This is a genomic window from Adhaeribacter swui (genome assembly GCF_014217805.1).
In the GTDB taxonomy this organism is placed as follows: domain Bacteria; phylum Bacteroidota; class Bacteroidia; order Cytophagales; family Hymenobacteraceae; genus Adhaeribacter; species Adhaeribacter swui.
Genome location: NZ_CP055156.1, coordinates 2,419,045 through 2,441,593 on the forward strand (window position 1 = coordinate 2,419,045; position 22,549 = coordinate 2,441,593).

General features: G+C 42.1%; 20 protein-coding genes and 1 tRNA gene. 14 read left to right on the forward strand and 7 right to left on the reverse strand.

Translation table 11 applies throughout. From position 1 onward, the window contains the following. Positions 1–8 precede the first annotated feature (8 nt). The 4 genes from HUW51_RS10525 to HUW51_RS10540 all read left to right on the forward strand — a co-directional run bounded on the left by HUW51_RS10525 (position 9) and on the right by HUW51_RS10540 (position 3,125). Positions 9–983: a PorP/SprF family type IX secretion system membrane protein gene (locus HUW51_RS10525; RefSeq protein WP_185273991.1), complete on the forward strand. Its 975-nt coding sequence runs from the start codon at positions 9–11 to the stop codon at positions 981–983. 452 nt (positions 984–1,435) lie between these two features. Further along, positions 1,436–2,119: a GNAT family N-acetyltransferase gene (locus tag HUW51_RS10530; protein WP_185273992.1), complete on the forward strand. Its 684-nt coding sequence runs from the start codon at positions 1,436–1,438 to the stop codon at positions 2,117–2,119. Between the two features lie 515 nt (positions 2,120–2,634). Next, positions 2,635–2,811, forward strand: coding sequence for a hypothetical protein (locus tag HUW51_RS10535; protein WP_185273993.1), 177 nt, complete (start codon positions 2,635–2,637; stop codon positions 2,809–2,811). A gap of 137 nt (positions 2,812–2,948) precedes the next feature. Beyond that, the gene (locus HUW51_RS10540; RefSeq protein WP_185273994.1) at positions 2,949–3,125 is read left to right on the forward strand and encodes a hypothetical protein; all 177 of its coding nucleotides are present in this window, start codon (positions 2,949–2,951) and stop codon (positions 3,123–3,125) included. A 246-nt stretch (positions 3,126–3,371) separates the two neighbouring features. On the opposite strand, the gene HUW51_RS10545 is transcribed toward HUW51_RS10540, so the two are convergent. Continuing rightward, positions 3,372–3,953 (reverse strand): DUF3267 domain-containing protein, encoded by a 582-nt coding sequence (locus tag HUW51_RS10545; protein ID WP_185273995.1) that lies wholly within the window; start codon positions 3,951–3,953, stop codon positions 3,372–3,374. 352 nt (positions 3,954–4,305) lie between these two features. On the opposite strand from HUW51_RS10545, the gene HUW51_RS10550 reads away from it, so the two are divergent. Then, the gene (locus tag HUW51_RS10550; protein WP_185273996.1) at positions 4,306–4,551 is read left to right on the forward strand and encodes a flavin-dependent monooxygenase; all 246 of its coding nucleotides are present in this window, start codon (positions 4,306–4,308) and stop codon (positions 4,549–4,551) included. A gap of 28 nt (positions 4,552–4,579) precedes the next feature. On the opposite strand, the gene HUW51_RS10555 is transcribed toward HUW51_RS10550, so the two are convergent. Further along, positions 4,580–4,651, reverse strand: a tRNA-Arg gene (locus HUW51_RS10555). Positions 4,652–4,915: 264 nt separating this feature from the next. Between HUW51_RS10555 and HUW51_RS10560 the strand changes: the two genes are divergently transcribed. The 5 genes from HUW51_RS10560 (at position 4,916) to HUW51_RS10580 (ending at position 12,770) form a co-directional block, all read left to right on the forward strand. Continuing rightward, the gene (locus HUW51_RS10560) at positions 4,916–6,073 is read left to right on the forward strand and encodes a DUF2652 domain-containing protein (protein ID WP_185273997.1); all 1,158 of its coding nucleotides are present in this window, start codon (positions 4,916–4,918) and stop codon (positions 6,071–6,073) included. A gap of 177 nt (positions 6,074–6,250) precedes the next feature. Further along, complete coding sequence (locus HUW51_RS10565; RefSeq protein WP_185273998.1) at positions 6,251–8,686, forward strand: penicillin acylase family protein; 2,436 nt, start codon at positions 6,251–6,253, stop codon at positions 8,684–8,686. Between the two features lie 746 nt (positions 8,687–9,432). Then, entirely contained in the window at positions 9,433–9,765 is a 333-nt protein-coding gene (locus HUW51_RS10570; protein WP_185273999.1) for a hypothetical protein, read from the forward strand. Between the two features lie 137 nt (positions 9,766–9,902). Beyond that, positions 9,903–12,206, forward strand: coding sequence for a prolyl oligopeptidase family serine peptidase (locus HUW51_RS10575; protein WP_317175624.1), 2,304 nt, complete (start codon positions 9,903–9,905; stop codon positions 12,204–12,206). 108 nt (positions 12,207–12,314) lie between these two features. After that, positions 12,315–12,770, forward strand: a complete 456-nt coding sequence (locus tag HUW51_RS10580) for a GNAT family N-acetyltransferase (protein WP_185274001.1) — start codon at positions 12,315–12,317, stop codon at positions 12,768–12,770. A 15-nt stretch (positions 12,771–12,785) separates the two neighbouring features. Here the strand turns inward: HUW51_RS10580 and HUW51_RS10585 are convergent, their stop codons facing one another. After that, positions 12,786–13,598 (reverse strand): phosphatase PAP2 family protein, encoded by an 813-nt coding sequence (locus tag HUW51_RS10585; RefSeq protein WP_185274002.1) that lies wholly within the window; start codon positions 13,596–13,598, stop codon positions 12,786–12,788. A gap of 180 nt (positions 13,599–13,778) precedes the next feature. Between HUW51_RS10585 and HUW51_RS10590 the strand changes: the two genes are divergently transcribed. Then, a complete protein-coding gene (locus HUW51_RS10590; RefSeq protein WP_185274003.1) occupies positions 13,779–14,462 on the forward strand; it encodes a hypothetical protein in 684 nt (227 codons plus the stop codon). Between the two features lie 109 nt (positions 14,463–14,571). Further along, positions 14,572–15,840 carry a methionine adenosyltransferase gene (gene metK / locus HUW51_RS10595; protein WP_185274004.1) on the forward strand — a complete coding sequence of 423 codons (1,269 nt, stop codon included), beginning with the start codon at positions 14,572–14,574 and terminating at the stop codon, positions 15,838–15,840. Between the two features lie 195 nt (positions 15,841–16,035). Here the strand turns inward: metK and hpf are convergent, their stop codons facing one another. From hpf to HUW51_RS10615, 4 genes are all read right to left on the reverse strand, one after another. Continuing rightward, positions 16,036–16,335 carry a ribosome hibernation-promoting factor, HPF/YfiA family gene (gene hpf / locus HUW51_RS10600; RefSeq protein ID WP_185274005.1) on the reverse strand — a complete coding sequence of 100 codons (300 nt, stop codon included), beginning with the start codon at positions 16,333–16,335 and terminating at the stop codon, positions 16,036–16,038. Positions 16,336–16,360: 25 nt separating this feature from the next. Further along, positions 16,361–17,239, reverse strand: a complete 879-nt coding sequence (locus HUW51_RS10605; RefSeq protein WP_185274006.1) for a tyrosine-type recombinase/integrase — start codon at positions 17,237–17,239, stop codon at positions 16,361–16,363. Between the two features lie 70 nt (positions 17,240–17,309). After that, a complete protein-coding gene (rpsU, locus tag HUW51_RS10610) occupies positions 17,310–17,504 on the reverse strand; it encodes a 30S ribosomal protein S21 (RefSeq protein ID WP_185274007.1) in 195 nt (64 codons plus the stop codon). Positions 17,505–17,791: 287 nt separating this feature from the next. Then, positions 17,792–18,931, reverse strand: a complete 1,140-nt coding sequence (locus HUW51_RS10615; RefSeq protein WP_185274008.1) for an acyl-CoA dehydrogenase family protein — start codon at positions 18,929–18,931, stop codon at positions 17,792–17,794. Positions 18,932–19,296: 365 nt separating this feature from the next. Between HUW51_RS10615 and HUW51_RS10620 the strand changes: the two genes are divergently transcribed. Further along, positions 19,297–20,076 carry a polysaccharide biosynthesis/export family protein gene (locus tag HUW51_RS10620; protein WP_228466997.1) on the forward strand — a complete coding sequence of 260 codons (780 nt, stop codon included), beginning with the start codon at positions 19,297–19,299 and terminating at the stop codon, positions 20,074–20,076. Positions 20,077–20,111: 35 nt separating this feature from the next. Then, positions 20,112–22,547: a polysaccharide biosynthesis tyrosine autokinase gene (locus HUW51_RS10625; RefSeq protein WP_185274010.1), complete on the forward strand. Its 2,436-nt coding sequence runs from the start codon at positions 20,112–20,114 to the stop codon at positions 22,545–22,547. Positions 22,548–22,549 lie beyond the last annotated feature (2 nt).

Consider the following 22,549-nt stretch of genomic DNA (forward strand, 5'->3'; position numbering starts at 1 on the left):
TTTAAAAAATGAAAAAGTTTATTCTATTATCTATATTGGTGGTATCGGTTTGGAGCGTAAAAGCACAAAGCCGCAAGCACATGGCCAGCTTTTCTCAGTTTGGACAGTACTTTAACCCCTCTATGACCGGCATGGAAGGTTCGCAATTAAAAGCATTATACCGTGACCAGTGGACTGGCTTTCAGGATGCCCCCCGAACCTTATTTATCTCCGGCGAGTTTGATTTAGCCAACATAAAGCAAACCGGTACGCAGGCCAGTGAGGCATCGGTTTTAGGTGCCAAAAATGCATTTGGTTTATCTTTACTGCACGATACGTTTGGCCCTTATCGCGAAAATCAGTTGTTTTTAAGTTACAGTTCGCAGGTGCGTTTGTCTGAGAAGTTAAGCCTGCGGGCTGGCGCGGCGGTAACTTACAATAACATTTACCTGGATTACATGGACCTGACTATGGATCAATCGAATGATCCGGAGTTCCAGGATTTATTGAGCAGCGATAATAACAAAATCAATAAGGTAGATGTAAACGTGGGGGTAACCTTAACCGCCGAAAATTACTATGTGGGCTATGCTTTGCAGGATGCCGCCGAAGGAAAACTAACCGCTAAAGGCGATTACCTGAACCGGGCATTTCCGCGGCAACACGTAATACAAGCGGGCTACCGCAAAGCCTTATCGGAGCAATTTGGCGTGGTTGTAAATGGCTTGTACCGTTACGATACGAAGTTAAAAGAAACTTTAGAAGGCCAGGTAAAAGGCGTATTTAATAATACATTTTGGGCTGGCGCTGGCTATCGTAAAGATTTAGCTTATACCTTAACTGCTGGGGTGCGTTTAAACCAGGTGAAGTTAGGCTATAATTACGAATCGGTAACCGGTGATGCGCGCCAGATGCGTAATGGCAGCAGCAACGAATTAGTACTCACCTATCAGTTTAATGCCGGTTCGGCCAAAGACCTCGGTAAAAAACTAGTGATCTGGTAAGTATTTGTTTATTTATCTCCTTTAAAGGGCTTGCAAGTAATTGTAAGCCCTTTTTTAATTATTTTGCTGTGGTAAATACTTCGGTTAGGATTATTAAATTTAAACGAATAGCTGGTTACGAGAATATGGGTGAAGTTGATTTAACTACAAACTACAAAAATTAAAATTTTTAAAAATTAAGCTTGCCTCATCAACTTGCGTGCTATTTAAATTTAAAAATATCTTTTACGATTACTTTAGTCTGTATTAGCCTGACTATAAAATTAATTGGGTAACCGGTCGGTCTTAGAAGCAGATGTAATAATTAAGTAACCGGCCGGAATTAATTTTATATACTTAGAGCCTGTATTGCAGTAATAAATGCGTTATTGTTAATGTATTACAATTATAAAAGTCTAGCATCTAATATCTTGATACTTGTGTCTCTTTACTTATAATAAAAGTTTACTTACTTGGAACACCTACTCGATAATCCCATTTGGAGTGCCTTGCAAACCGGCAATAAAGCCATTGCTTACGGTAATAACGAGGTGAAATGGATTGATAGAACTATTGGGTTCTTTGCGGGAATGGAAGCGTATTCCGAGGCCAACTTTCACTACCTAAACCAGCAAAGCATAGCCCAAGACGCTTATATTTTATTTACTCCCCAGCCCATTACCATACCAGCCGGTTGGCAAACGCTACAAGCAAGAGAACTGCTGCAAATGGTTTATGCCGGGGAAGTACCTGCTAGAGAGCCCGAAAACAGGTTAGTAGCGTTAGCGGAGCAGCACGTGCCCGCCATGCTCGATTTAACCAAAAGAACCAATCCCGGCCCTTTTCTGGCGCGCACCATTACACTGGGCAATTACATGGGCGTATTTGATGGAAATCGCTTAATCGCTATGGCGGGGCAGCGCCTGAAGCCAGGCAATTATACCGAAATAAGTGCGGTTTGCACCGATCCGGCATATACCGGAAAAGGCTGGGCCAAAAAGCTGGTTTTAAACCAGGTACAACACATTTTAGCCGAAGCACGCCTACCCATGTTGCACTTAATGCGCGAAAATACCACTGCTTATAAAGTGTACGAAAAACTAGGATTTATAACCCGACGTGAGATGATGGTATATTTTATTAAAAGCAGTAAGTAAGTTAAAATAAAAGCGGCGGTGCCAAATTGTATTTTGTAAAGTGACTTTTTAAAATTTAAAAAACAAGCAGAGAATAACTGGCTTTCTTTTTGCTGTTAGCTAAATTGTATTTTTAAAATAGTTATTACCAGTACACCTTCATGAATCCTTTAGTTATATTAGCTTATTCAACCGCGGGTTTAGTTGTTTCTTTAACCTGGTTAGTAATCGTGTTAAGAAAAAAATCCTGGTCTGATAAGAATTAGAAAATAATAAGCGAGAGCGCAAGCCCAGCTAATTTTTTAAATTTCTACATTTTGGAGGAATCAGAAGTTTTTTTCTAAAACCAGCGGTTAATTTTATTATTCTCAATCTTTATAATTCTTTAAATTTTTTAAAAATTATCCTCGATTTTTCACTTTAACAAGATTGCCACTAGCTTTATCCGGAACTAGCCGTAGTTTCTTCTGAAAGACGATAAACCTTGAACAAATTGTATGATTCTAGTTGTAGTAAGAATATAAATTTAAAAAACTATGGAGCTAGAAATTTACACCGTTACGAAAGAAGAAGAATATGATGCAATGGCCGAAAGGCTGAATCTGTTAGCCGAAGCCTTGGCCAATGTACATCCCGGTCAGAGTTTGCCGAAGTCCAGAGAGCGGAACCGGGCTGCCCGCGAACTGATTCAATTTTTTAGACGAATGCTATAAGCAAACCAGATAATTTTGTTTTAACCAGACAAGCATAGGATTAAGCCAATGCTTGTCTGGTTTTTTATTTAATTGCATGCCGTTTTTGAACGAATAGCCCGATTTTGGTTTTAAAGGTTCTGTATAAAAAGAAAAATATGGAACTAAACCTTTACTCTATTGCTAACAAAGAAGAACGGGAACTTGTAGACCAATGGTTTGATATTTTAACAAATGAGTTGTCAAGCCTTCCGCCAAAAGAAAACGCCGAAGAGTCGGAAGATGTAAATAAATTGAACTGGGAAGCCTTGTTATTTTTCAGACATTTATTATAAAGAAGCACTTTCCCGGGGGATATTTTTTAAATCTAAAATTTAGCACCGGTATTTTTTTTAAAAAATTATACTGGCCAAGGTTCTTTAGTTCATACCTGGTCCGTGAGTTGGAGCAGTTTTTTGTATTATAGTAGAAATCAAAATTTTTAAAATTTTGCTGGCTTTCCTGTTTACTGCCAAACCTGGCAGTAAACAACTGGATAGTATTTGCTTATTTAAAACCAATTAGGTAAGCAGATATTAAACTTACTGCACGGATTTATAGATGTAGCAGCCAATTTTTGAGGGATGATCCTGCACCAGGTGATGGAAAGGCTCTTTTCTTAAAAGGCTAACTATCAAAAAATCGCCGCCCGCTGCCAAAGTAAAAAATAAACCAAAGAGCAAAAGGCCCAAATTCCCTGTAATTAAAGCCAGCACAGAAGGTAGAATGCCTAATAAAATAGCGGGCATTAAGGCGCCAATAATGTAATGTTTAACCCGTAAGGGCTCTTTGCAGTGGCAGTAAGGAGTAAACGACTTCCAAAGTACCCCGTAGCGCATAGACTTATAACCCTGCTTGGCAAAACTAGCCCAGGTTAAACCATGAATAAGTTCGTGCACCAGAATGCCTATAAAGATGATTCCGATTAAAAAGGCAAAACCCACCAAACCAGTACCCGGAATTACATTTTTATAATTTTCTTTGGTTAGTTGCGAGCCCCAAAGCAAATAATAAGGCAACCCAAACAAGGCTATAAAAGGAATAAAATACAAAACAGCTTGAAGTTGGGCTTTGCCCGCATTTACGGTTAGTTCTTGTTGCTGATACGCTTGGGTGTTGGTCATAGAAGAAGCTGGTTGGTACAAGGGCTTTTGTTCTTAAAGCCAATATAACAAAGACTTACCAAGTAAGGTAATTCCCTAAATAAATTTTCTCAACACCTCTGTAATCTCTCTTTCTTTCTTAGATATGCCGCAGTAGTTAATTTAAAATGAGTGTTATCAGGAATTATTAATTTAGCAAAAGATTTAACTTCTTTGCCCCGGTTCATACTTTAACTTAACCCCAGCATAAAATGGCTAAGCCGCGTTGGTGATTTTTGCAATAAGCGGTTCTTTTTTAACAAATGTAAAAAAATAAAAAATAGACTGCTGATCTTTGCGCCACACAAACCGCCCATGAGGCGCTTGCCAAGCTATGGAAGATGCCGTTATTCTGGGTTTGGAACTAAGCCGCACCACCCACATCGAAAAAGCGTTTCGGGTCTTTGAAGATCGCCGGTTAAAGCGTACCCAAGCCATTATCCAAAAATCCAGAAATATCGGGCGGGTAGCGCAAATCAGTAATCCCATTCTGGCCGGCATCCGAAACAGCTTATTGCGCCTGGCCCCAGCAAGAGCCCAAAAAAAGCAATTTGCTATGCTTTATGACGTAGATTTTTAAAAATGAGCAACATAAAAGGGGCTATTAGTGGTCCCAGCGGGAATCGAACCCACATCAAAAGTTTAGGAAACTTCTATTCTATCCGTTGAACTATGAGACCAAATAAGGCTGGCGTCACAAATTTAGCGTAAATCTACCTTTATACCAACTGTAAATAAACCCATAAAGTAGCGCTCTAAAGAAACCCTTACTACCCTGCCTCCGTGTAATAGACGAAAGTAACAAGAAAGCAGACGCAATTAAAAAAGGAGGCCATTCTGGCTTTTAATAATAAAATGCTTTTCTTTAACTTACTTGCCTGCCTGCTTACGGCAAATCCGGCAATTAAATCAAGTTATACGAAGCTGATAGAATACGATACGAAATGGGGTTGTTAGATAGAAGAAGCACTACCGCACCTGTGCCGGAGGCTTATACGGACGATGACACCCAGCCGGCTTTAATCTTTATTCCGGATATTAGCGGCTTTACCAAGTTTGTGAACGAAACGGGTATTCAGCAGAGCCGCACCTTAATTGCCGATTTACTAGAAATAATTATCGAGGCCAACATCCTGGACATGCAGCTCAGCGAAATTCAGGGCGATGCCGTTTTGTTTTACCGCCTGGGTCCGCCGCCCAGCATGCCGGAAGTAATTAACCAGTGCAAACAAATATTTCTGGATTTTCAAAATTACTTGCACATTGTAGAGCGCGACCGGGGTTCTACCTTGGGGGCATCGTTATCGAGCAGTAATCTTACTTTAAAAGTAGTGGTGCATTACGGGCAGCTCAGCGTTACCTTAATCCGCGACCACGTAAAATTGATGGGGAAAGACGTGATTATTGCGCACCGCTTATTAAAAAATAATATTCTGAGCGACGAATACGTACTGCTTTCCGAAGGTTTTTTAAAAACGCAAACCGAAGAAGCTATCCGGCAAAGTTTTAGTAGCTGGACCCAATTACGCAGCGGATCCACGATGTACGAACATCTCGGCGAAATCCGGTATCAATACGCGTTTCTTACACCTTTGCGCTTACTGGTTACCAACCACCGCAGCCTGAACGACCGCAAAAAATACCCCAATATCTATTCGTATGGAGTTACCATAAAAGCATCAGCCCGCTTTGTAGTTCGCATTATCAGTAATTTCCGGTTAAAGCCCAACTGGGTAGAAGGCATGACTAGCGTACAATACGATACCACTAAGGCCAACCGCATGGCCATGGCTTATAAATGCAATTTAAACCGCGGACAGATTGATATTCAAACGGTGCAGACTTTTATTGGCGAAGAACATATTGAGTACGTCGAAAAGATTTACAATTTCCGGGTGTTTCCGAATGCGCTTTTGTTTTATTACTTAACGGTAGTAGATGCGCAGCATACCTATCTTTCAATCAAATTCCATTACAGCCGGGTGCTGAAAAAACGCTTTTTTTATTTTTACATGCGCCGCCGCATGAAGCTCTTCCTGGGCAAATCGCTTCTGAACCTCAAAAGCCTCTGCGAAAAAATGTACGAAGAAAACCCGCATTAACCGATTATAGCCAATCACCGGAAGCAGCAATTTTTAAAAATTTTCATTTCTGTCGTATCTGAACTACCTTTTTTATTTCCTTAAAATATCTTCTTTTAACAAAGATCGGTACCTAGCTTTTTTTAATTTTAATAATCCCGTTAACTTCCGGTTATAATTTAAAAGCAGCATACGGGCATGAAATTACTATTGGCCTTGGTAAGTGTGGGCTTAAGCCTGGTACTAATTATTGCTTTAAACACCTCGTTTGGCATCGCGCCCCCAGTAGGTAAATTCCTGAGTCCGTTTGTGGGATTCTGGCAAAATGCCGAAACCCGGGAGGCATCGTTAGTAGCGGAAATCCCGGTTTCGGGGGTACAAGCCGAGGTGAAAGTTTTATACGATGAAAACCGGGTGCCGCATATTTTCGCTCAAAATAACCACGACGTATATTTTGCCCAAGGTTTTGTAACCGCCCAGGACCGGCTGTGGCAAATGGAATTCCAAACGCATGCGGCGGCCGGACGAGTTTCGGAGATTATTGGCACCAGCACCTTAGAGAGGGACCGTTTTCAAAGACGCATGGGCATGGTGTACGGTGCCCAGCAATCGTTAAAAGCCATGCTCGCCGATCCGCGTTCCCGCGAAATGTTAGAAGCTTTTACTGCGGGCATTAATGCCTACATCGGACAGTTAAAACCAAAAGATTATCCTCTGGAATATAAATTACTGAACTACGCGCCCGAACCCTGGACACCTTTAAAATGCGCCTTACTCCTAAAACAAATGGCCTACGATTTGGCTGGTCGCAGCGACGATTTACGGATGACCAACATTTTGTGGAAGTATGGACCCAGCGTTACCAAAAATTTATTTCCGGATTACCCTTTCCTGGAAGACCCCATTGTACCCTCGGGCACGCCGCTGGATTTTAAACCTTTGCCCATTCCGCCGGAACCCGCTTCTTTTATTGCCAGCCAAACTGATAAAAAAATAGAGAACGAACCTGATCCGGAACTGGGTAGTAACAACTGGGCCGTATCGGGCGCTAAATCGGCTACGGGTTACCCGCTCTTAGCCAACGACCCGCACCTGGAATTAAACTTACCTTCTATCTGGTACCAGATTCAATTAGTAACCCCCGACATGAACGTATACGGCGTTTCGTTACCGGGCGCACCTAACGTTATTATTGGTTTTAACGAACGCGTGAGCTGGGGCGTAACCAACGTGGATGCCGATGTAATGGACTGGTACGAGCTAAAATTTAAAAATTCGGCGCAGCAAGAATACTGGCACGCCAACCAATGGAAACCCATCCGGAAAGTTACTGAAGAAATAAAAATCAAAGGCGCTCCTTCGGTTTTTGACACGGTTTCTTATACGCACCACGGGCCCATCGTGTACGACCAAGCCGGGCAAATTTATAACAAACAATCGCCGGTAAAACATGCTATGCGCTGGATAGCGCACGAGCAATCGAACGAAATGCTGGCTTTTTACCTGCTCAACCGCGCCAAAAATTACACCGATTACCGACAAGCGCTGACGTATTACACGGCGCCCGCGCAAAATTTTATTTACGCCGATGTAGCCGATACCATTGCGATTTGGCCAAACGGTAAATTCCCGCTAAAATGGCCCGATCAAGGTAAATTTATTCTGGACGGCACCGATCCGGCCTACGATTGGCAAGGTTGGATTCCCCAGGCGCACAACCCGCACGTGGTAAATCCGCCACGCGGCTTTGTCAGTTCGGCCAATCAGTTTTCCGCCGATCCCAAGCAATACCCTTATTACCTCAATTGGCAGTTTTCGCCGGCGCAGCGGAGTATCCGCATTAACCAACGCCTGGCACAAATGCAAAAAGTTTCGGTAGACAGCATGCGCCAATTACAAAACGATAACCTGAACTTGCACGCCCAAACCATTTTACCAGCAATGCTGGCGGCCGTTCAGAAAGATAAATTAAGTAAAGCACAGCAGCCAATTTTTAAAATTTTAACTTCCTGGAATTATTTTAACAATGCCACCGAAATAGCCCCGAGCATTTTTCAGGAATGGTGGCCCATCTTGGACCAGGCCATCTGGGAAGATGAATTCGGTAATAGCCCTGATAGGCAACTCCGTTACCCCAGCCTGGATCGTACCATGCAACTTATTTTAAAAGAGCCGCAAGCCCGTTGGTTCGATAATATTAATACGCCGGAGAAAGAAACTTTAACGCAACTGGTTACCACTACTTTTCAGGCTACCGTAGATTCTTTACAACACCGTTATGGGCCGGTAAGCTCTAAATGGCAATGGGCGCAGGTAAAAAGTACCGATATTCTGCATTTAGCTAAGTTGCCCGGCTTTGGCCGGAATGATTTGGTAATTGGTGGTGGTGGTGGTATTGTAAATGCCACCGGTGCTCGTCGTGGTCCTTCGTGGCGCATGGTGGTAGCTCTGGGGCCGGATGTTCAAGGCTACGGCGTTTACCCCGGTGGCCAGTCGGGGAATCCGGGTAGTTATTACTACGATAATTTAATTGAAACCTGGCGGCAAGGGAAATTATTTAAATTACAATATTTGAAAAATGCGTCGGAGCCAGCGGCAAAGCAAATGGCGGTGCTGCAGTTGGTGCAGAAGTAGTATTTTGATTAGGTGCGATTTGCTATGGCCACTATGGCGCTGATTTACTTCCGTACCTTTCGAATTAAGTTAGCTTAAAAGTTCTCGTTCGCATAGTTGGCTAAATAGCTTTGGTTGTTTAGTGAAGTTGTTTCATAGCTGAGGTCTTGTTCTTTTTGTCTTGACACAAAAAGAACCAAAAAAGTCAAGACGCTAAAAACTCGCTGAACGCTCAGACAGTTTAGCGTCAATTTCTGCACCTGGCTCAGGATACTTGTTGCATAGCAAACTGGCAAAATTTTAAATTTAAAAATTTAAAGTTTTGTCAAACATCGTTGCGCTGGCGCGAGCGTCCCGCTCGTGTCTAAAATGTAGTAGGCCTCTGGCTGGGCAAACAGAGATAAGCGTAAATTATAGGCCAAAACTTGAAATTATTACCGTACGGCCAATGGACAATCACGAGCGAAGCCGCTCTTCATAGATTGATATAAGTTAAGAACTTAAAACCAATTTGGAGAGGGTAGGGGGAGGATGAACCCCACGAAAATAATTTGATAAATGGCATCTGTAAAAAAAAACTCCTCGCCTTGGATAAGGAGGGGTTGGGGGTGGTTGACTTAACTGGAGAACCGATGAATTTTTAAATTTTCTTTATTCTGGCCAATCGGTAGCAACCAAAGTTTTACCTGGCGGCAAACTAAAAGTAATAAGTGGAGCATCCTAAAGCCCGAAATACAAAGAAGCTAAAATAGAAAAACTAAGAAAATATGCTGTTACTTTTAATCCTGATTATTGCTTTTGCTTTACAGTTTTTTTTGCCCTGGTGGATTGTGGCACCGGTGAGTTTTGGGTTAGCTGCCTGGCTAGGCCGAAAAGGATGGTCTTCATTTGGGGCCGGATTTTTGGGGATTGGTTTAGGCTGGCTGGCGCTCAGTGCCTTTATTCATTTCCGGACCGAAGGTATTTTAACCAATAAAGTTATTCAGTTATTTGGCTTACCTAATCCGGTGCTTTTACTGCTGATTACAACTTTAATCGGTGGTTTAGTTGGCGGGCTTTCGGCTTGGGCGGGTTATTGTTGCCGCCGGTTAATTTTTTAAAAAATTCAATTACAGCTACCCGGCTTTTCTTCGCATTTGCTATTTATTTAATTTTGTCCATGCCTATTTCTTATTTGTCTTCTAGTGTTTCCACAATAAGTAAAGTCCAGTTTATTTTAAAAATATGGATTTTACTTTTGCCAGTTATAAGTTTTGCTCAAAATGCAAAATCTACTTTAACCATCGAAAAAATAATGCAGGGTACGGGTTTTACCGGTACTTCGCCCAGCGAAATTTCGTGGTCCGAAGACAGCCGCTTAATTTACTTTAAATGGAATCCCGAAAAAGCCCGAACCGATTCGTTGTACCGGGTAACCGCTGCGGGCGAAAATATTAAAAAGCTAACCCGCCAGGAAGCCGAAGCTTTGCCCACGCAAGCGGGTGTTTACAACCGGGCTTACACCCTGAAAGTGTACGAGAAAAGAGGCGATATTTACTTGTATAACCGTAAAACCAACCAAAGTTGGCCGTTAACCAAAACTCTGGAAGCGGAAACCAACCCGGTTTTTAGCGGCGATGAGCAGCAGATTATTTTTACGCAAAATTCTAATTTATTTGCCTTGCACCTGGGTAGCGGTCAGTTAACCCAGTTAACCAATTTTTTACCGGGAGCTAAAAAAGACCAAACTAAAAACGACCAGGAAAAGTGGTTGCAGCAACAACAGCTCGCTTTATTCGACATCGTGAAAAAACGCCACTCCGAAGAGCAAGCCTCGAAGCTGGAAAATAAAAAATTTAAAAAAACGCAACCAAAAGAAATCTACACTGGCGAAAAAACAGTAGAGAATGCGGTACTCAGCCCCGATGGTAATTTTGTAACCTACCGGGTAGTAGCTCCATCAAACAATGCGAAGAAAACCATTGTACCTAATTATGTTACTGCCTCTGGTTTTACCGAAGACATTCCTTCCCGCACCAAAGTGGGAGCCCCTTTAGCCGCTTCCGAAATGGGCTTGTACGATATTGCTCGAGACACTACGTATCAGATTCTTTTTAAAGATATTAAAGGCATTACTGAACAACCCGAATTTTTAAAAGATAAAAAGAAAACCGCTGCTCCACGTCCGGTAGCTTTTTATGGTCCGTTTTGGTCGGATAATGGGAAAAACGCAGTGTTGGTGTTGCGGTCCCAGGATAACAAAGACCGCTGGCTGGTGCAGTTTAACCCAACTACCCGCGCCTTAAAAGTACTAGACCGCCAGCACGACGAAGCCTGGATTAACGGCCCGGGTATCGACTACGAAGCTGGTGATCTAGGCTGGCTCCAGGATAATGAAACGCTCTGGTTTCAATCGGAAGAAACGGGTTACTCGCACTTGTATACCATAAACACCCGCACCAATCAAAAGAAACAAATCACTAAAGGCAAATATGAAGTGTCCGGCGTACGGCTCTCCCGTGATAAAAACTTTTGGTATTTCCAGGCAAATAAAGTGCATCCGGGAGAACAGCATTTTTACCGTTTATCGGTGCGGGGCGGCGAGCCCCTGCAGCTTACTACCGGTGTGGGTGGGCACGAAGTAACGCTTTCGCCGGACGAAAAAAACTTGGCCATCCGCTACTCTACCACCAATAAACCCTGGGAATTATTTGTGATGCCCAACCGGGCTGGTGTTAAACCCCGGCAAGTAACTAATTCACTCACCCCTGAATTTAAAGCCTATGCCTGGCGCGAACCGGAAGTAACCAGCTTTAAAGCCCGCGACGGTGCCGAAGTTTTTGCCCGCATTTACCGCCCCACCAATGCAGTTGCTAACGGACCGGCTGTAGTTTTTGTACATGGCGCCGGCTATTTGCAAAATGCGCATAAGTGGTGGAGCTATTATTACCGCGAATACATGTTTCATAATTTTCTGGTCGATCAGGGCTATACCGTTATGGACATTGATTACCGGGGTAGTGCGGGTTATGGCCGCGATGTGCGCACCGGCATTTACCAGTTTATGGGCGGCAAAGATCTCACCGACCAGGTTGATGGAGCGGCTTATTTGGTGCAGAAGTATCAGGTAAATCCGAAGAAAATTGGCATTTACGGCGGCTCTTACGGCGGTTTTATTACCTTAATGGCTTTGTTTACGCAACCCGATGTATTTGCTGCCGGAGCCGCATTACGTTCGGTTACCGACTGGGCGCATTATAACCACGAGTATACCGCCAACATTTTAAATGAACCTTTTACTGATTCCACGGCTTACGTGAAAAGTTCGCCTATTTACCATGCGGCTGGTTTAAAAGGAGCTTTGCTCATGTGCCACGGTTTGGTGGATACCAACGTACATTTCCAAGATATTATCCGGTTAACGCAACGCTTGATTGAACTGAAAAAAGAAAATTGGGAGTTGGCCGTTTACCCCGTAGAAAACCACGCTTTTACCGAACCCAGTAGCTGGACCGACGAATACAAACGGATTTTTAAATTATTCGAAGCAAACCTGAAGTAAGTGCGCTTTAACTTAAATGCTACTCTGCCAAAAACTAAAAATTTAAAAATTACCTAAAGCTGATTGCGGTAATACGTATTCTGCTAATCAATCTAACTAAATCAACTCATGTACGACGAATATAGCCGGGGTAATTTTACTATTTCCACGGATCCAGGCAAACTTGATATCAATGTTATTCATCGGTATTTAACCGAAGAATCTTACTGGGCGCAGCAGATTTCGCGGGAACTCGTCGAAAAATCCATCCGGCATTCGTTCAACTTTGGGGTGTATCAGCAGCACGAGCAGGTTGGGTTTGCCCGGGTAGTAACAGATTATGCTACTTTCGCCTTACTCTGCGATGTGTTTATTCTGCCTGCTTACCGCGGCCAAGGTTTATCGAAATGGCTGGTAGAGGTTATTGTGGCGCACCCGGAACTGCAAGGCTTACGCCGGTTTTCGTTATACACCAAAGATGCCCACAGTTTATATGCGCCATTTGGGTTTAAACAGATTGCCGATCCCAGCCGGGCCATGGAGATTAAAAATTTAAATGTATATAGCAAACCGGCGCTACCGTAATTCAAATTTTTTAAATTATTGAATTGCGTAAGTTACGGCAAACCCATTGCCCGCTATCGGATTGTAAGTCGGCAGCACCGAGAAGCCGGAGTGGTTGCTTTTTTTATGCAGGTGCGGTACCAATATCCCAACAGTAGAACCAACGGCATACCCAATCAAATTGTCGCTTAAAAAATGCTTGCCCGCTCTTAGGCGCAAATAACCCACTGAGGCCGGTATAGCTGCAGCGGCTCCCCACACTACGGGGCGCCAGGGCGAGTCCGGGTAATAATCATTAAAAACTTTAGCTGCAAAAAAAGTAGCACTGGCGGTAGCGGCGGTGTGGCCGGCAAAAAATGAGTTTTGCGCGTTTTTAGTAGTTTTTTTGTCGTTAGGTGTATTCTCTCCATAAACAAGCGGCCTTTTCCGGTACACCGAGCCTACGGTCATGGAGTAGATGGAACCGGTAATAGCTAAGGTTTCTCCGTAAAGAAATAATACTTGCGAGGTATTGCTCCGCATATTTTTATCGAGCAATAAAGTAAAAGGTACGGCAAACGAACCATAAAAAGGAATATTACTTAGCTTCCTGGCGTTCTCGTTGTAGTTTCCTGCCGAAAAACGGTCGAATTTATTTACGTTGTTTTTACTTAAGCCATTTACTTCGGTTTGGCTTAAGCCACTTTTATTGCTGATTAAATACAACCCCAAGCCACTAACGGCTACCCCGCCTAAGGTAATTGGGCCATCTACTTTAAACTTAGTTTTATAAGGCGATTCGGTTTGGGCAAAGCTGGTAAACGAAATTTGAAAAAATGCGAGTACTACTAGTAAAAATTGATTCTTCATGCGATAATATCCTCCGGGCACAACTGGCTGAAAGTGCCATTCCAATCGCTAAACGCAATTTAATTTTATTTGGTTATGTATTCCGTTGCTTAAAACCCGATGATTTCTGTTTAAAACAATTAAACAGATAACAGGAAAAACAAATGCGGGTAAGTATCTTTGCCCCGGAAAACCACTTAAATGAACCACACTGCATTAACTAAAGTAGAGATTTTTGTTTTATACCTGGTTTTTGGCCTGCTTGTATTTGGCATTGTGCTCTCCCGTACCGATCCTTACTGGTTTGAGTTTACTTATGCCGTAGAAGATGGCTTTATTGAATGGATGACCGTTTTACCCTTACTGGCCGCTATGGTAGTAGCGCTAAAAAGATTTGGGCAGTTGTACCGGCATAAAAAATGGTTATTTGGCGCTACCTTATTGGGTATAGCCGCTTTTTCTTTTTTTGCTGCCGGCGAAGAATTAAGCTGGGGGCAACGCATCTTAAACCTGGAAAGCTCCGATTTTTTTAAAAAAAATAACGCCCAGCACGAAACTAACTTTCATAACTTAATTGTAGGCGGCCAGAGTGTAAACCTGCTGATTTTTTCCCGGCTGTTAATTTTGGTGGCGGCTATTTACTTGTTGGTTTTACCCGTTATTTACCGGCGTTCAGCGGTTGTATTTTCTTTTATTAATCAAGCTGGAGTGCCGGTAGCCCGCGGTTATCAAATTGTAGCTTTTCTGCTTGTTTTCGTGTTAATATCTCTTTGCCCCTTAGGTAAACGGGCCGAACTGCTCGAATTTGGCGGGTGTTGCTTGTATTTTTTAATTGTACTGTATCCGGCAAATAAAACGATTTACCGGGTATCTGCTAGCGATTAGTAACTGAAGCAATTATATTTTCCATTCCATTAAAATTGTTTTAGCTTTGCAACGGTTTTGCCAAACGGTAACCCTTATTTTAATACGATAAAATTAATCTGTAACAAGTATGGCATATTTATTTACTTCGGAATCGGTATCGGAAGGACATCCGGATAAGGTAGCCGATCAGATTTCCGATGCGCTCCTCGACGAATTTTTAAAACAAGATCCCCAGTCGAAGGTGGCTTGCGAAACGCTGGTAACTACTGGTTTGGTAGTATTAAGCGGCGAGGTAAAAACCAAGGCTTACGTAGATGTGCAAAAAGTAGCCCGCGATGTAATTAAAAGAATAGGCTATACTAAATCCGAGTACAAGTTTGATTCGGAAGCTTGCGGGGTTATTTCGGCCATTCACGAGCAGTCCGGCGATATTAACCAGGGCGTGGAACGGGCCAACCCCGAAGACCAGGGCGCTGGCGACCAAGGAATGATGTTTGGTTACGCCACCAACGAAACCGATACCTACATGCCTTTGGCCTTGGAGTTGTCGCATTTGCTTTTAAAAGAATTAGCGGCCATCCGGAAGGAAGGTAAAGAAATGACTTATTTGCGGCCTGATGCAAAATCGCAGGTAACCATTAAGTACAGCGATAATCACGTTCCCGAAAAGATTGACACCATCGTTATCTCTACCCAGCACGACGACTTTGCCGACGAAGCCGCAATGCTGGAAACGATTAAGAATGATGTTTTAAATATTTTAATTCCGCGGGTTAAATCTTTATTGCCTGCCCGCACGGCTGATTTATTCGGCGCAGATATTACCTACCACATTAATCCAACGGGTAAATTTGTAATTGGCGGACCACACGGCGATACGGGCTTAACTGGTCGTAAAATTATCGTGGATACCTACGGCGGTAAAGGGGCCCATGGCGGTGGCGCTTTCTCGGGCAAGGATTCTTCTAAAGTAGACCGCTCGGCGGCTTATGCTACCCGGCATATTGCTAAAAACTTAGTAGCGGCCGGCGTTGCCGATCAGGTATTGGTACAAGTTGCTTACGCCATAGGGGTAGCGGAGCCGGTTGGCTTATACGTTACTACTTACGGTACTACCAACGTGAAAGATAGCCAAGGCCAGGTATTAAGCGATGGTGAAATTTCGCAAAAAGTAAGTCAGTTGTTTGATATGCGCCCGTATGGTATCGTAAAACGTTTTGGTTTACAGAACCCTATTTTCGCCGAAACCGCTGCTTATGGTCACATGGGCCGGCCAGCCGGTACCAAAAAACTGGAAGTTCAGGTAAATGGAACTACAGAAGTACGCGAATACGAAACCTTTACCTGGGAAAAACTCGATTACGTAGATCAGATTAAAACTGCCTTTAGTTTATAAGGCTATAATACAAATTTTTAAAAAGAAGGCCGGTACTTGTACCGGCCTTCTTTTTTATTGTAATTGATGTTGTTTAGCATTCTAGAAGCAAGTAGCATTTTGTGGCGCTATCCTGTTTTGGTGGTGGGGATACCCCCAAAGGCGAATGTTGCCTCTAGTTTTAATAAATGCTAAACAGCTTTACTATAAAGAAAATTAGTGCGCTGTAATTTTATCCTTGTATTTTTTTAATTGCCGGGTCATCGAATCCATGGCCTTATCGGTGGCGGTTTCAAACGTATCTGCTTCTTCTTTGGTAAACAATGTGCTGCCCGGCACAAAAAGCTTTACCTCCACAATCTTATTGGCTATTTGGTTATTATTCCCTAATTTCAGAAAAACTTCGCCTTCAACAATGCGATCGTAAAACGTATCTAGTTTATTAATCTTTTGTTGAACAAAGTCTTGCAATTCCGCTCTGGCATCAAAATTAACAGCATTAATTTGTAATTTCATAGTCGATAAATAATTAAAGTGAAACTTAGGCTTTAGGGTGAGCTTTATCGAAAATCGATTTTAATTTCTCGATGGAATTATGGGTATATACCTGTGTGGCAGCCAAACTAGCATGTCCTAATAAATCTTTAATGGCGTTTAAATCAGCTCCCTTGTTTAATAAATGGGTGGCAAATGAATGGCGCAGCACATGCGGATTGGTATGTCCGGAAGTGGTGATCATGCCAATATATTTTTTAACGGTTCTATACACAAATTTTGGATAAAGCGGCACCAGTTTATTAGTAACGAGCAGCCTATTGGTAGGGTTATCCGGGAACTCACTTTTTTTCTTTTCGAGGTAAGTAGTCAGGCAGGCGAGTAGCGAATCGTTTAAGGGAATTAACCGTTCTTTATTGCCTTTGCCCAACACTTTTACCGTACGGCCCGATAAATTTAAATCTGCGTGCGAAACCCCGATGAGTTCGGACAGGCGCATGCCGGTGCCGTATAAAAATTCTAAAATTAACTTATCGCGGTAACCGGCAAAGGAGTCTTCAAATTCAAAAGAATCCAGCAAATTATTAAAGGTATTTTCGGCCACAAAAGCCGGAAGCTTTTTAGAGGCTTTGGGTGGTTTAATCCGTAAGGTAGGATTTTTGGTAATTCGTTCTTCGCGCAGTAAAAACTTGTAGTAAGAGCGCAGGCAAGCAATTTTACGATTAACCGTACGCGCATCTAAGTCTTTCTGCACCAGGCTTACCAGCCAGGAGCGGATAATATGAAAATCGGCTTCGGCGGCATCGGTAATCTGGTAGGTGGTTTGCAGGTAATCGGCAAACTGACCTAAATCGGTTTTGTACGAGAGTAGGGTATGCGGACTAAAACGCTTCTCGTATTGCAGGTATTTAAAAAATAATTCCATAAATCAGTACTGAATCAGCTACGCTAATAGTAGTACTAATTTATGGAATAAATATATGGGATACGAATAGTTAGTAGTTTTCGTTAGCAAAAAGCTGTTGTTTGTATACAGCTCTTTCTTTTTGTTTCTTTTTGCTTACGGATGGTTTTTCAAAATAAGTTCTGGCGCGTAATTCTTTTAACACACCGGTTTTTTCGAATTTTTTCTTAAATCTCTTAAGAGCTCTGTCTACTGATTCGTTATCTTTTACGTTTACAATGATCATGTTTTGATTACTAATTTTTAGGGATTGCAAATTTAGATACAACATTACTCAAAATCAAGCAAAAGGTTTTATTTTTACATAATACTTTGCGCTTCCGGGTACTTAATTTTTAATAATAGTTTAAAAATAAGCAAACACAAGCAAAAACCTCAACTTCAAACCCTTAGTTAACTAAGCATTTCTTGTTTTACGGCAAATTACCTGCAGGCGACTTTTGAGTTAAGGTATATTTTAGTCCGGTGCATTTTTGCTTTAAGGTAACGGAGCAAAGCAAATTTTTAAAATTTTCACCGTAACACTTCCCGGGAAATAACCAATTTCTGAATTTCGGAGGTGCCTTCGCCAATGGTGCATAGCTTGGCATCGCGGTAATATTTTTCGGCCGGATAATCTTTGGTAAAACCGTAACCGCCCAAGATTTGTACAGCTTCGTTAGCCGCTCGTACGCTTACTTCCGACGCATAATACTTGGCCATGGCCGATTCTTTGGTTACATTTTCGCCTTGATCTTTTAAATCAGCGGCCCGGTAAGTAAGCAAAGATGCCGCAGCGATTTCGGTAGCCATATCGGCTAGCTTAAATGATATGGCCTGAAAGTTTACCAAGGGTTGATTAAACTGCTGCCGTTCCTGGGCATAATGCAAGGCTGTTTCATACGCTCCCTGGGCAATGCCTAAACTTAGCGCAGCAATAGAAATGCGGCCCCCATCGAGTATTTTCAGGGATTGCACAAAGCCATCGCCCACTTCGCCCAAAATGTTATTCCGGTGAACCCGGCAATCTGTGAGTATAAGCTCCGTAGTTTCGGAAGCCCGCATGCCTAGTTTATTTTCTTTGCGGCCATGGGTAAAACCTTCGTGTGGTTTAGGAATAACAAAAGCCGTAGCGCCGTGCGAATCGCCAATGGCACCGGTGCGGGCTATAACCACCGCTATGTTGCTCGATTTGCCGTGCGTAATAAAATTTTTAGTGCCGTTTAGTACGTAGTAATCCCCATCCGGAACCGCAACGGTGCGCATGTTACCGGCATCAGAACCGGTATTGGGCTCCGTTAATCCCCAAGCACCAATCCATTCGGCACTAGCTAATTTCGGTAACCATTTTTGTTTTTGATCTTCGTTGCCAAATTGTAAAATATGCCCGGTACACAAAGAATTATGCGCTGCCATCGATAATGCAATAGAGCCATCTGTTTTTGCTAACTCGGCAATAGCTGTTACATATTCTTTGTATTCCAAGCCAGCCCCACCATATTGCTCCGGCACTAAAACGCCCATTAAGCCTAGCTCACCTAATTTTTTAAAAATTTGCACTGGAAACTCTTGATTTTCGTCCCATTCCATCATAAAAGGCTTTATGTGTTTTGCCCCAAACTCCCGGATGGTTTCCGCAATAAATTGTTGATTTTCGGTGAAGGTTGTTTGCATGATGCGTTTAACTTCTTAAACTATATAAATTATGAACAAACAGGAAGCGTGCCGTAACAAGATAGCTTTAATAAAAGCAAGTAATTTAGAACAAATACTCAGGCTCCATGGCTTGTACCCTAAAATAATCCAATGCCTTGGCTTGGTTTATATATTTGGCAAGCAGGCATAATTTAGCTTTATTTGTAAGTTATTTTAAATAAAATAAGTAGCTTGTCCGTTAATAATAACGAAAAAGCATTGCTTTCATTATTAATAAAATATAATCAATGCGTATCTTCTTCCGGTTTCGTTTACATTTATATTTCAGTTTATTTTTAGCCTTTTCTCTGTTTTCCTGCCGTAGCAGCTATAATCAAAATATTATGTTTAAAACCACCGGCGACATAAACGTTGGTAAGCTAACGCAATCTTTAGCTTCGGTGGAACGGAACTATATTATTCAACCGAACGATTATATAGATGTACGGGTATACACCAATAAAGGTGAACGTATTTTTGACCCAAATGGAGAATTGCCTTTCGGGGCTCCGGGCGGTATTAATAACCGTAATAATCAAGGAGCTAACCGAGGTGCCCGTACGCAGCGTAGTGGGGCAGTACAAGGTAACCAAGGTAATAATTATGGGTACTACAACAATACGGAGTTTTTGGTGCAGCACGATGGGCTTGTTAAACTGCCGATGGTGGATTATGTAAAAGTAGCGGGTTTAACGCTGCTGCAAACCGACTCGTTGTTGCAAACCCTGTATGCTACCTATTATGTAGAACCATTTGTATCTACCCACATTACCAATAACCGCATTTTTGTTTTAGGGGCGAATGGGGGTACTGTTATACAAATGACTAACGATAATATGAACTTGTTTGAAGTGTTGGCCCAGGCCGGCGGGATAACCCGCGAAGGCAAAGCGCACAATATTCGTATTATCCGGGATTATCTGGATCATGACCCTATCGTGCAGCTAGTAGATTTAAGCACCATCGACGGCATGAAAAAGGCTAGTTTGTACGTAGAACCCAACGATGTAGTGTATATTGAACCTAACCAACGGCTGTTTTTTGAATTACTACGCGACGTAACGCCTGTTATAAACACGTTTGTGGGGGTAGTTTCTACGTACTTATTAATTAAAAATTTATAATATAATTGTGTTTAATAGAAATAACACAAAACTAAATGGCGAATAAAGAAAGCATTGTGCTGGAGGAACTGGATAATAGCAACTATGCTTCCACGATAGAGGCAGAGGAAGAAAACCGCGGGGGAGATATTGATTTTATTATGCTGCTCAGCCTGGTCCGGAAAAGCTTAATCTGGGTAGCGCTGTTAATTGTAATGGGTTTAATCGGGGCTTTCTTATTCCTGCGTTATACCAAACCTTTATACAAATCTTCTTCTACTTTAAAAATTGATGAGGAGTCGGAAGCCGGGCGTTTAGGTTTAGACGGAACAATTGAAAACCAGCAAACTATTGCTAATTTATCTGGCGAGATTGAGATTATTAAATCTAATTTAACGTACGAGCGCCTGCAGCAAAAACTACCCTTGGATATTAGTTATTATGCCATTGGTAATATTTTAAACGAAGAACTTTACCGGACTGCTCCTTTTGGTGTAACTTACGAAATAACCAACGAAGCTTTTTACAACGTTAAGTTTGGGGTTACTTTACTAGATGCCAACCGGTTTAATTTAACTTATCTGCAAGGAGATGAGGAAATAACAGAAGAACATAGTATTGGTAAACCGGTGCAAAAACCTGGTTTTAACTTTACCTTAAACTTACGGGTACCTTTAACTTCCGATATATTAGCGCAACAATACTATTTTGTAATAAATAGCACCAGCGCTATCCGGCAATACCTTACTTCTAACGTAGCAGTTAATATTATTAATCTGGATGCCAGCACCGTCGAAATATCTTTCACCGATCATAATCCTTATAAGGCGCAAGAAATTGTAAATTCTATTGATTCGGTTTACCTGGAACAAAAAATTGCCCTAAAAGATATGGCTACCCGCCAGACGCTTTCTTTTCTGGATGAGCAGTTAAAAGAAACCAACGAAAATCTGGGTAACTCCGAGATTCAGATGGAGAATTTTGTAAAGCAAAATAAGACCTACGATGTGCGGGCCGACGTGACCAAACAAATGGGTAAGCTGGAAGAACTGAATAAAGAACGGGTTAACCTGCGCCTGCAAATATCTTTACTCAACGAAATAAACCAGTTATTGGGTCGTAATACCAGTCTGGATCAGATGGTGCCTTCGCTAAAAGAATTAAACGATGAGCAGCTTACTGCCCGCATTACCCAATTGAGTAACTTGCAGTTAGATCGTAGTTTAATGATGCAATCGTACAAAACTACCACCAAAGCTTACCAACTGCTCGAAGAAGAAATTGATTTTGCCGAAAAAGCTGTGCGTAAATTGTTAGCGCAAAATCAGATATTGCTGCAAAAAGAAGTGGATATAATTGATGGAAACATCCGGAATATTCAGCAGGAGCTTTTACAAATGCCCGGTAAAGAAACGCAACGCGCCCGGCTGCAACGGCTTTTTGACTTGCACGAAAAATTTTACCTGATGTTAATGGACAAAAAGGTAGAATTTGGCATTGCCCAGGCCGGTACAGTGCCCGATTTCCAAATATTAGCGCCTGCTTCCCGCCCCACGGCACCTATTTATCCGAGTAAATTATTGGTATATGGCATTGGCCTGGCGGGCGGGTTGTTTTTAGGTTTAGGTTTAATTGCGGGCCGTTACTTATTGCATAATACCATAACCAGCTTACCCGAACTGGAAAGAGGCTCTCTGGCGGCTGTTTTAGGTGTTATACCGCGATATAGAAAAGAAAAACTACCGATTTCTAAATTAATTGTCGATAAAAATCCCAAATCGGCTATTAGTGAATCTATTCGTTCGGTACGTACTAACCTGGAGTTTATATCTGCTTCAAAGAATAAACGCTTAATTTCTATTACGTCTACTATAAGCGGTGAAGGTAAAACGTTCGTGGCCGTTAACTTAGGAGCTATTATTTCGCAATCGAATCAACGGGTTATTATTCTGGATTTAGATTTACGTAAACCTAAAATTCACCAGGCTTTTAATGCCGAAAATACCAAAGGCATTAGCACCATTCTGATAGAACGGCATAATGTAGCAGAATGCATCCGGCGTACGAGCATGCCAAATCTGGACTTTATAACGGCCGGTCCAACTCCTCCAAATCCGGCCGAGCTGATTTTAAATCCCAGCTTTGACGATATGATTGAAGAGTTGTATCATTCGTACGATGTAATTATTGTGGATACGCCACCGGCAGGTTTAGTTACCGATGGTATTTTGGTAATGCGTAAAGCCGATATTCCAATTTATATTTTGCGGGCCGGGTTTTCGAAAAAATCATTCTTGAAAAACATGAACAAGATTATGCGCATTAATAATTTTAATAAAATGTGCACAATTTTGAATGATGCGGACAGTATGGTAGCTTATGGTTATGGCTACGGCTATAGTTATGGCTACGGTTACGGTTATTCTAATTCGTACTACGAAGATGAACAGCCGGAGAGTTTTATTACCCGTTTGAAGAAAAAATTTACCTAGCA

What these genes read in the sequence shown, in the direction of transcription:
- HUW51_RS10525 (WP_185273991.1), top strand. Translation starts at nt 9, where the DNA reads ATGAAAAAGTTTATTCTATTATCTATATTGGTGGTATCGGTTTGGAGC.
- HUW51_RS10535 (WP_185273993.1), top strand. Translation starts at nt 2,635, where the DNA reads ATGGAGCTAGAAATTTACACCGTTACGAAAGAAGAAGAATATGATGCA.
- HUW51_RS10540 (WP_185273994.1), top strand. Translation starts at nt 2,949, where the DNA reads ATGGAACTAAACCTTTACTCTATTGCTAACAAAGAAGAACGGGAACTT.
- HUW51_RS10545 (WP_185273995.1), bottom strand. Translation starts at nt 3,953, where the DNA reads ATGACCAACACCCAAGCGTATCAGCAACAAGAACTAACCGTAAATGCG.
- HUW51_RS10550 (WP_185273996.1), top strand. Translation starts at nt 4,306, where the DNA reads ATGGAAGATGCCGTTATTCTGGGTTTGGAACTAAGCCGCACCACCCAC.
- HUW51_RS10560 (WP_185273997.1), top strand. Translation starts at nt 4,916, where the DNA reads ATGGGGTTGTTAGATAGAAGAAGCACTACCGCACCTGTGCCGGAGGCT.
- HUW51_RS10565 (WP_185273998.1), top strand. Translation starts at nt 6,251, where the DNA reads ATGAAATTACTATTGGCCTTGGTAAGTGTGGGCTTAAGCCTGGTACTA.
- HUW51_RS10570 (WP_185273999.1), top strand. Translation starts at nt 9,433, where the DNA reads ATGCTGTTACTTTTAATCCTGATTATTGCTTTTGCTTTACAGTTTTTT.
- HUW51_RS10580 (WP_185274001.1), top strand. Translation starts at nt 12,315, where the DNA reads ATGTACGACGAATATAGCCGGGGTAATTTTACTATTTCCACGGATCCA.
- HUW51_RS10585 (WP_185274002.1), bottom strand. Translation starts at nt 13,598, where the DNA reads ATGAAGAATCAATTTTTACTAGTAGTACTCGCATTTTTTCAAATTTCG.
- HUW51_RS10590 (WP_185274003.1), top strand. Translation starts at nt 13,779, where the DNA reads ATGAACCACACTGCATTAACTAAAGTAGAGATTTTTGTTTTATACCTG.
- metK (WP_185274004.1), top strand. Translation starts at nt 14,572, where the DNA reads ATGGCATATTTATTTACTTCGGAATCGGTATCGGAAGGACATCCGGAT.
- hpf (WP_185274005.1), bottom strand. Translation starts at nt 16,335, where the DNA reads ATGAAATTACAAATTAATGCTGTTAATTTTGATGCCAGAGCGGAATTG.
- HUW51_RS10605 (WP_185274006.1), bottom strand. Translation starts at nt 17,239, where the DNA reads ATGGAATTATTTTTTAAATACCTGCAATACGAGAAGCGTTTTAGTCCG.
- rpsU (WP_185274007.1), bottom strand. Translation starts at nt 17,504, where the DNA reads ATGATCATTGTAAACGTAAAAGATAACGAATCAGTAGACAGAGCTCTT.
- HUW51_RS10615 (WP_185274008.1), bottom strand. Translation starts at nt 18,931, where the DNA reads ATGCAAACAACCTTCACCGAAAATCAACAATTTATTGCGGAAACCATC.
- HUW51_RS10620 (WP_228466997.1), top strand. Translation starts at nt 19,297, where the DNA reads ATGTTTAAAACCACCGGCGACATAAACGTTGGTAAGCTAACGCAATCT.
- HUW51_RS10625 (WP_185274010.1), top strand. Translation starts at nt 20,112, where the DNA reads ATGGCGAATAAAGAAAGCATTGTGCTGGAGGAACTGGATAATAGCAAC.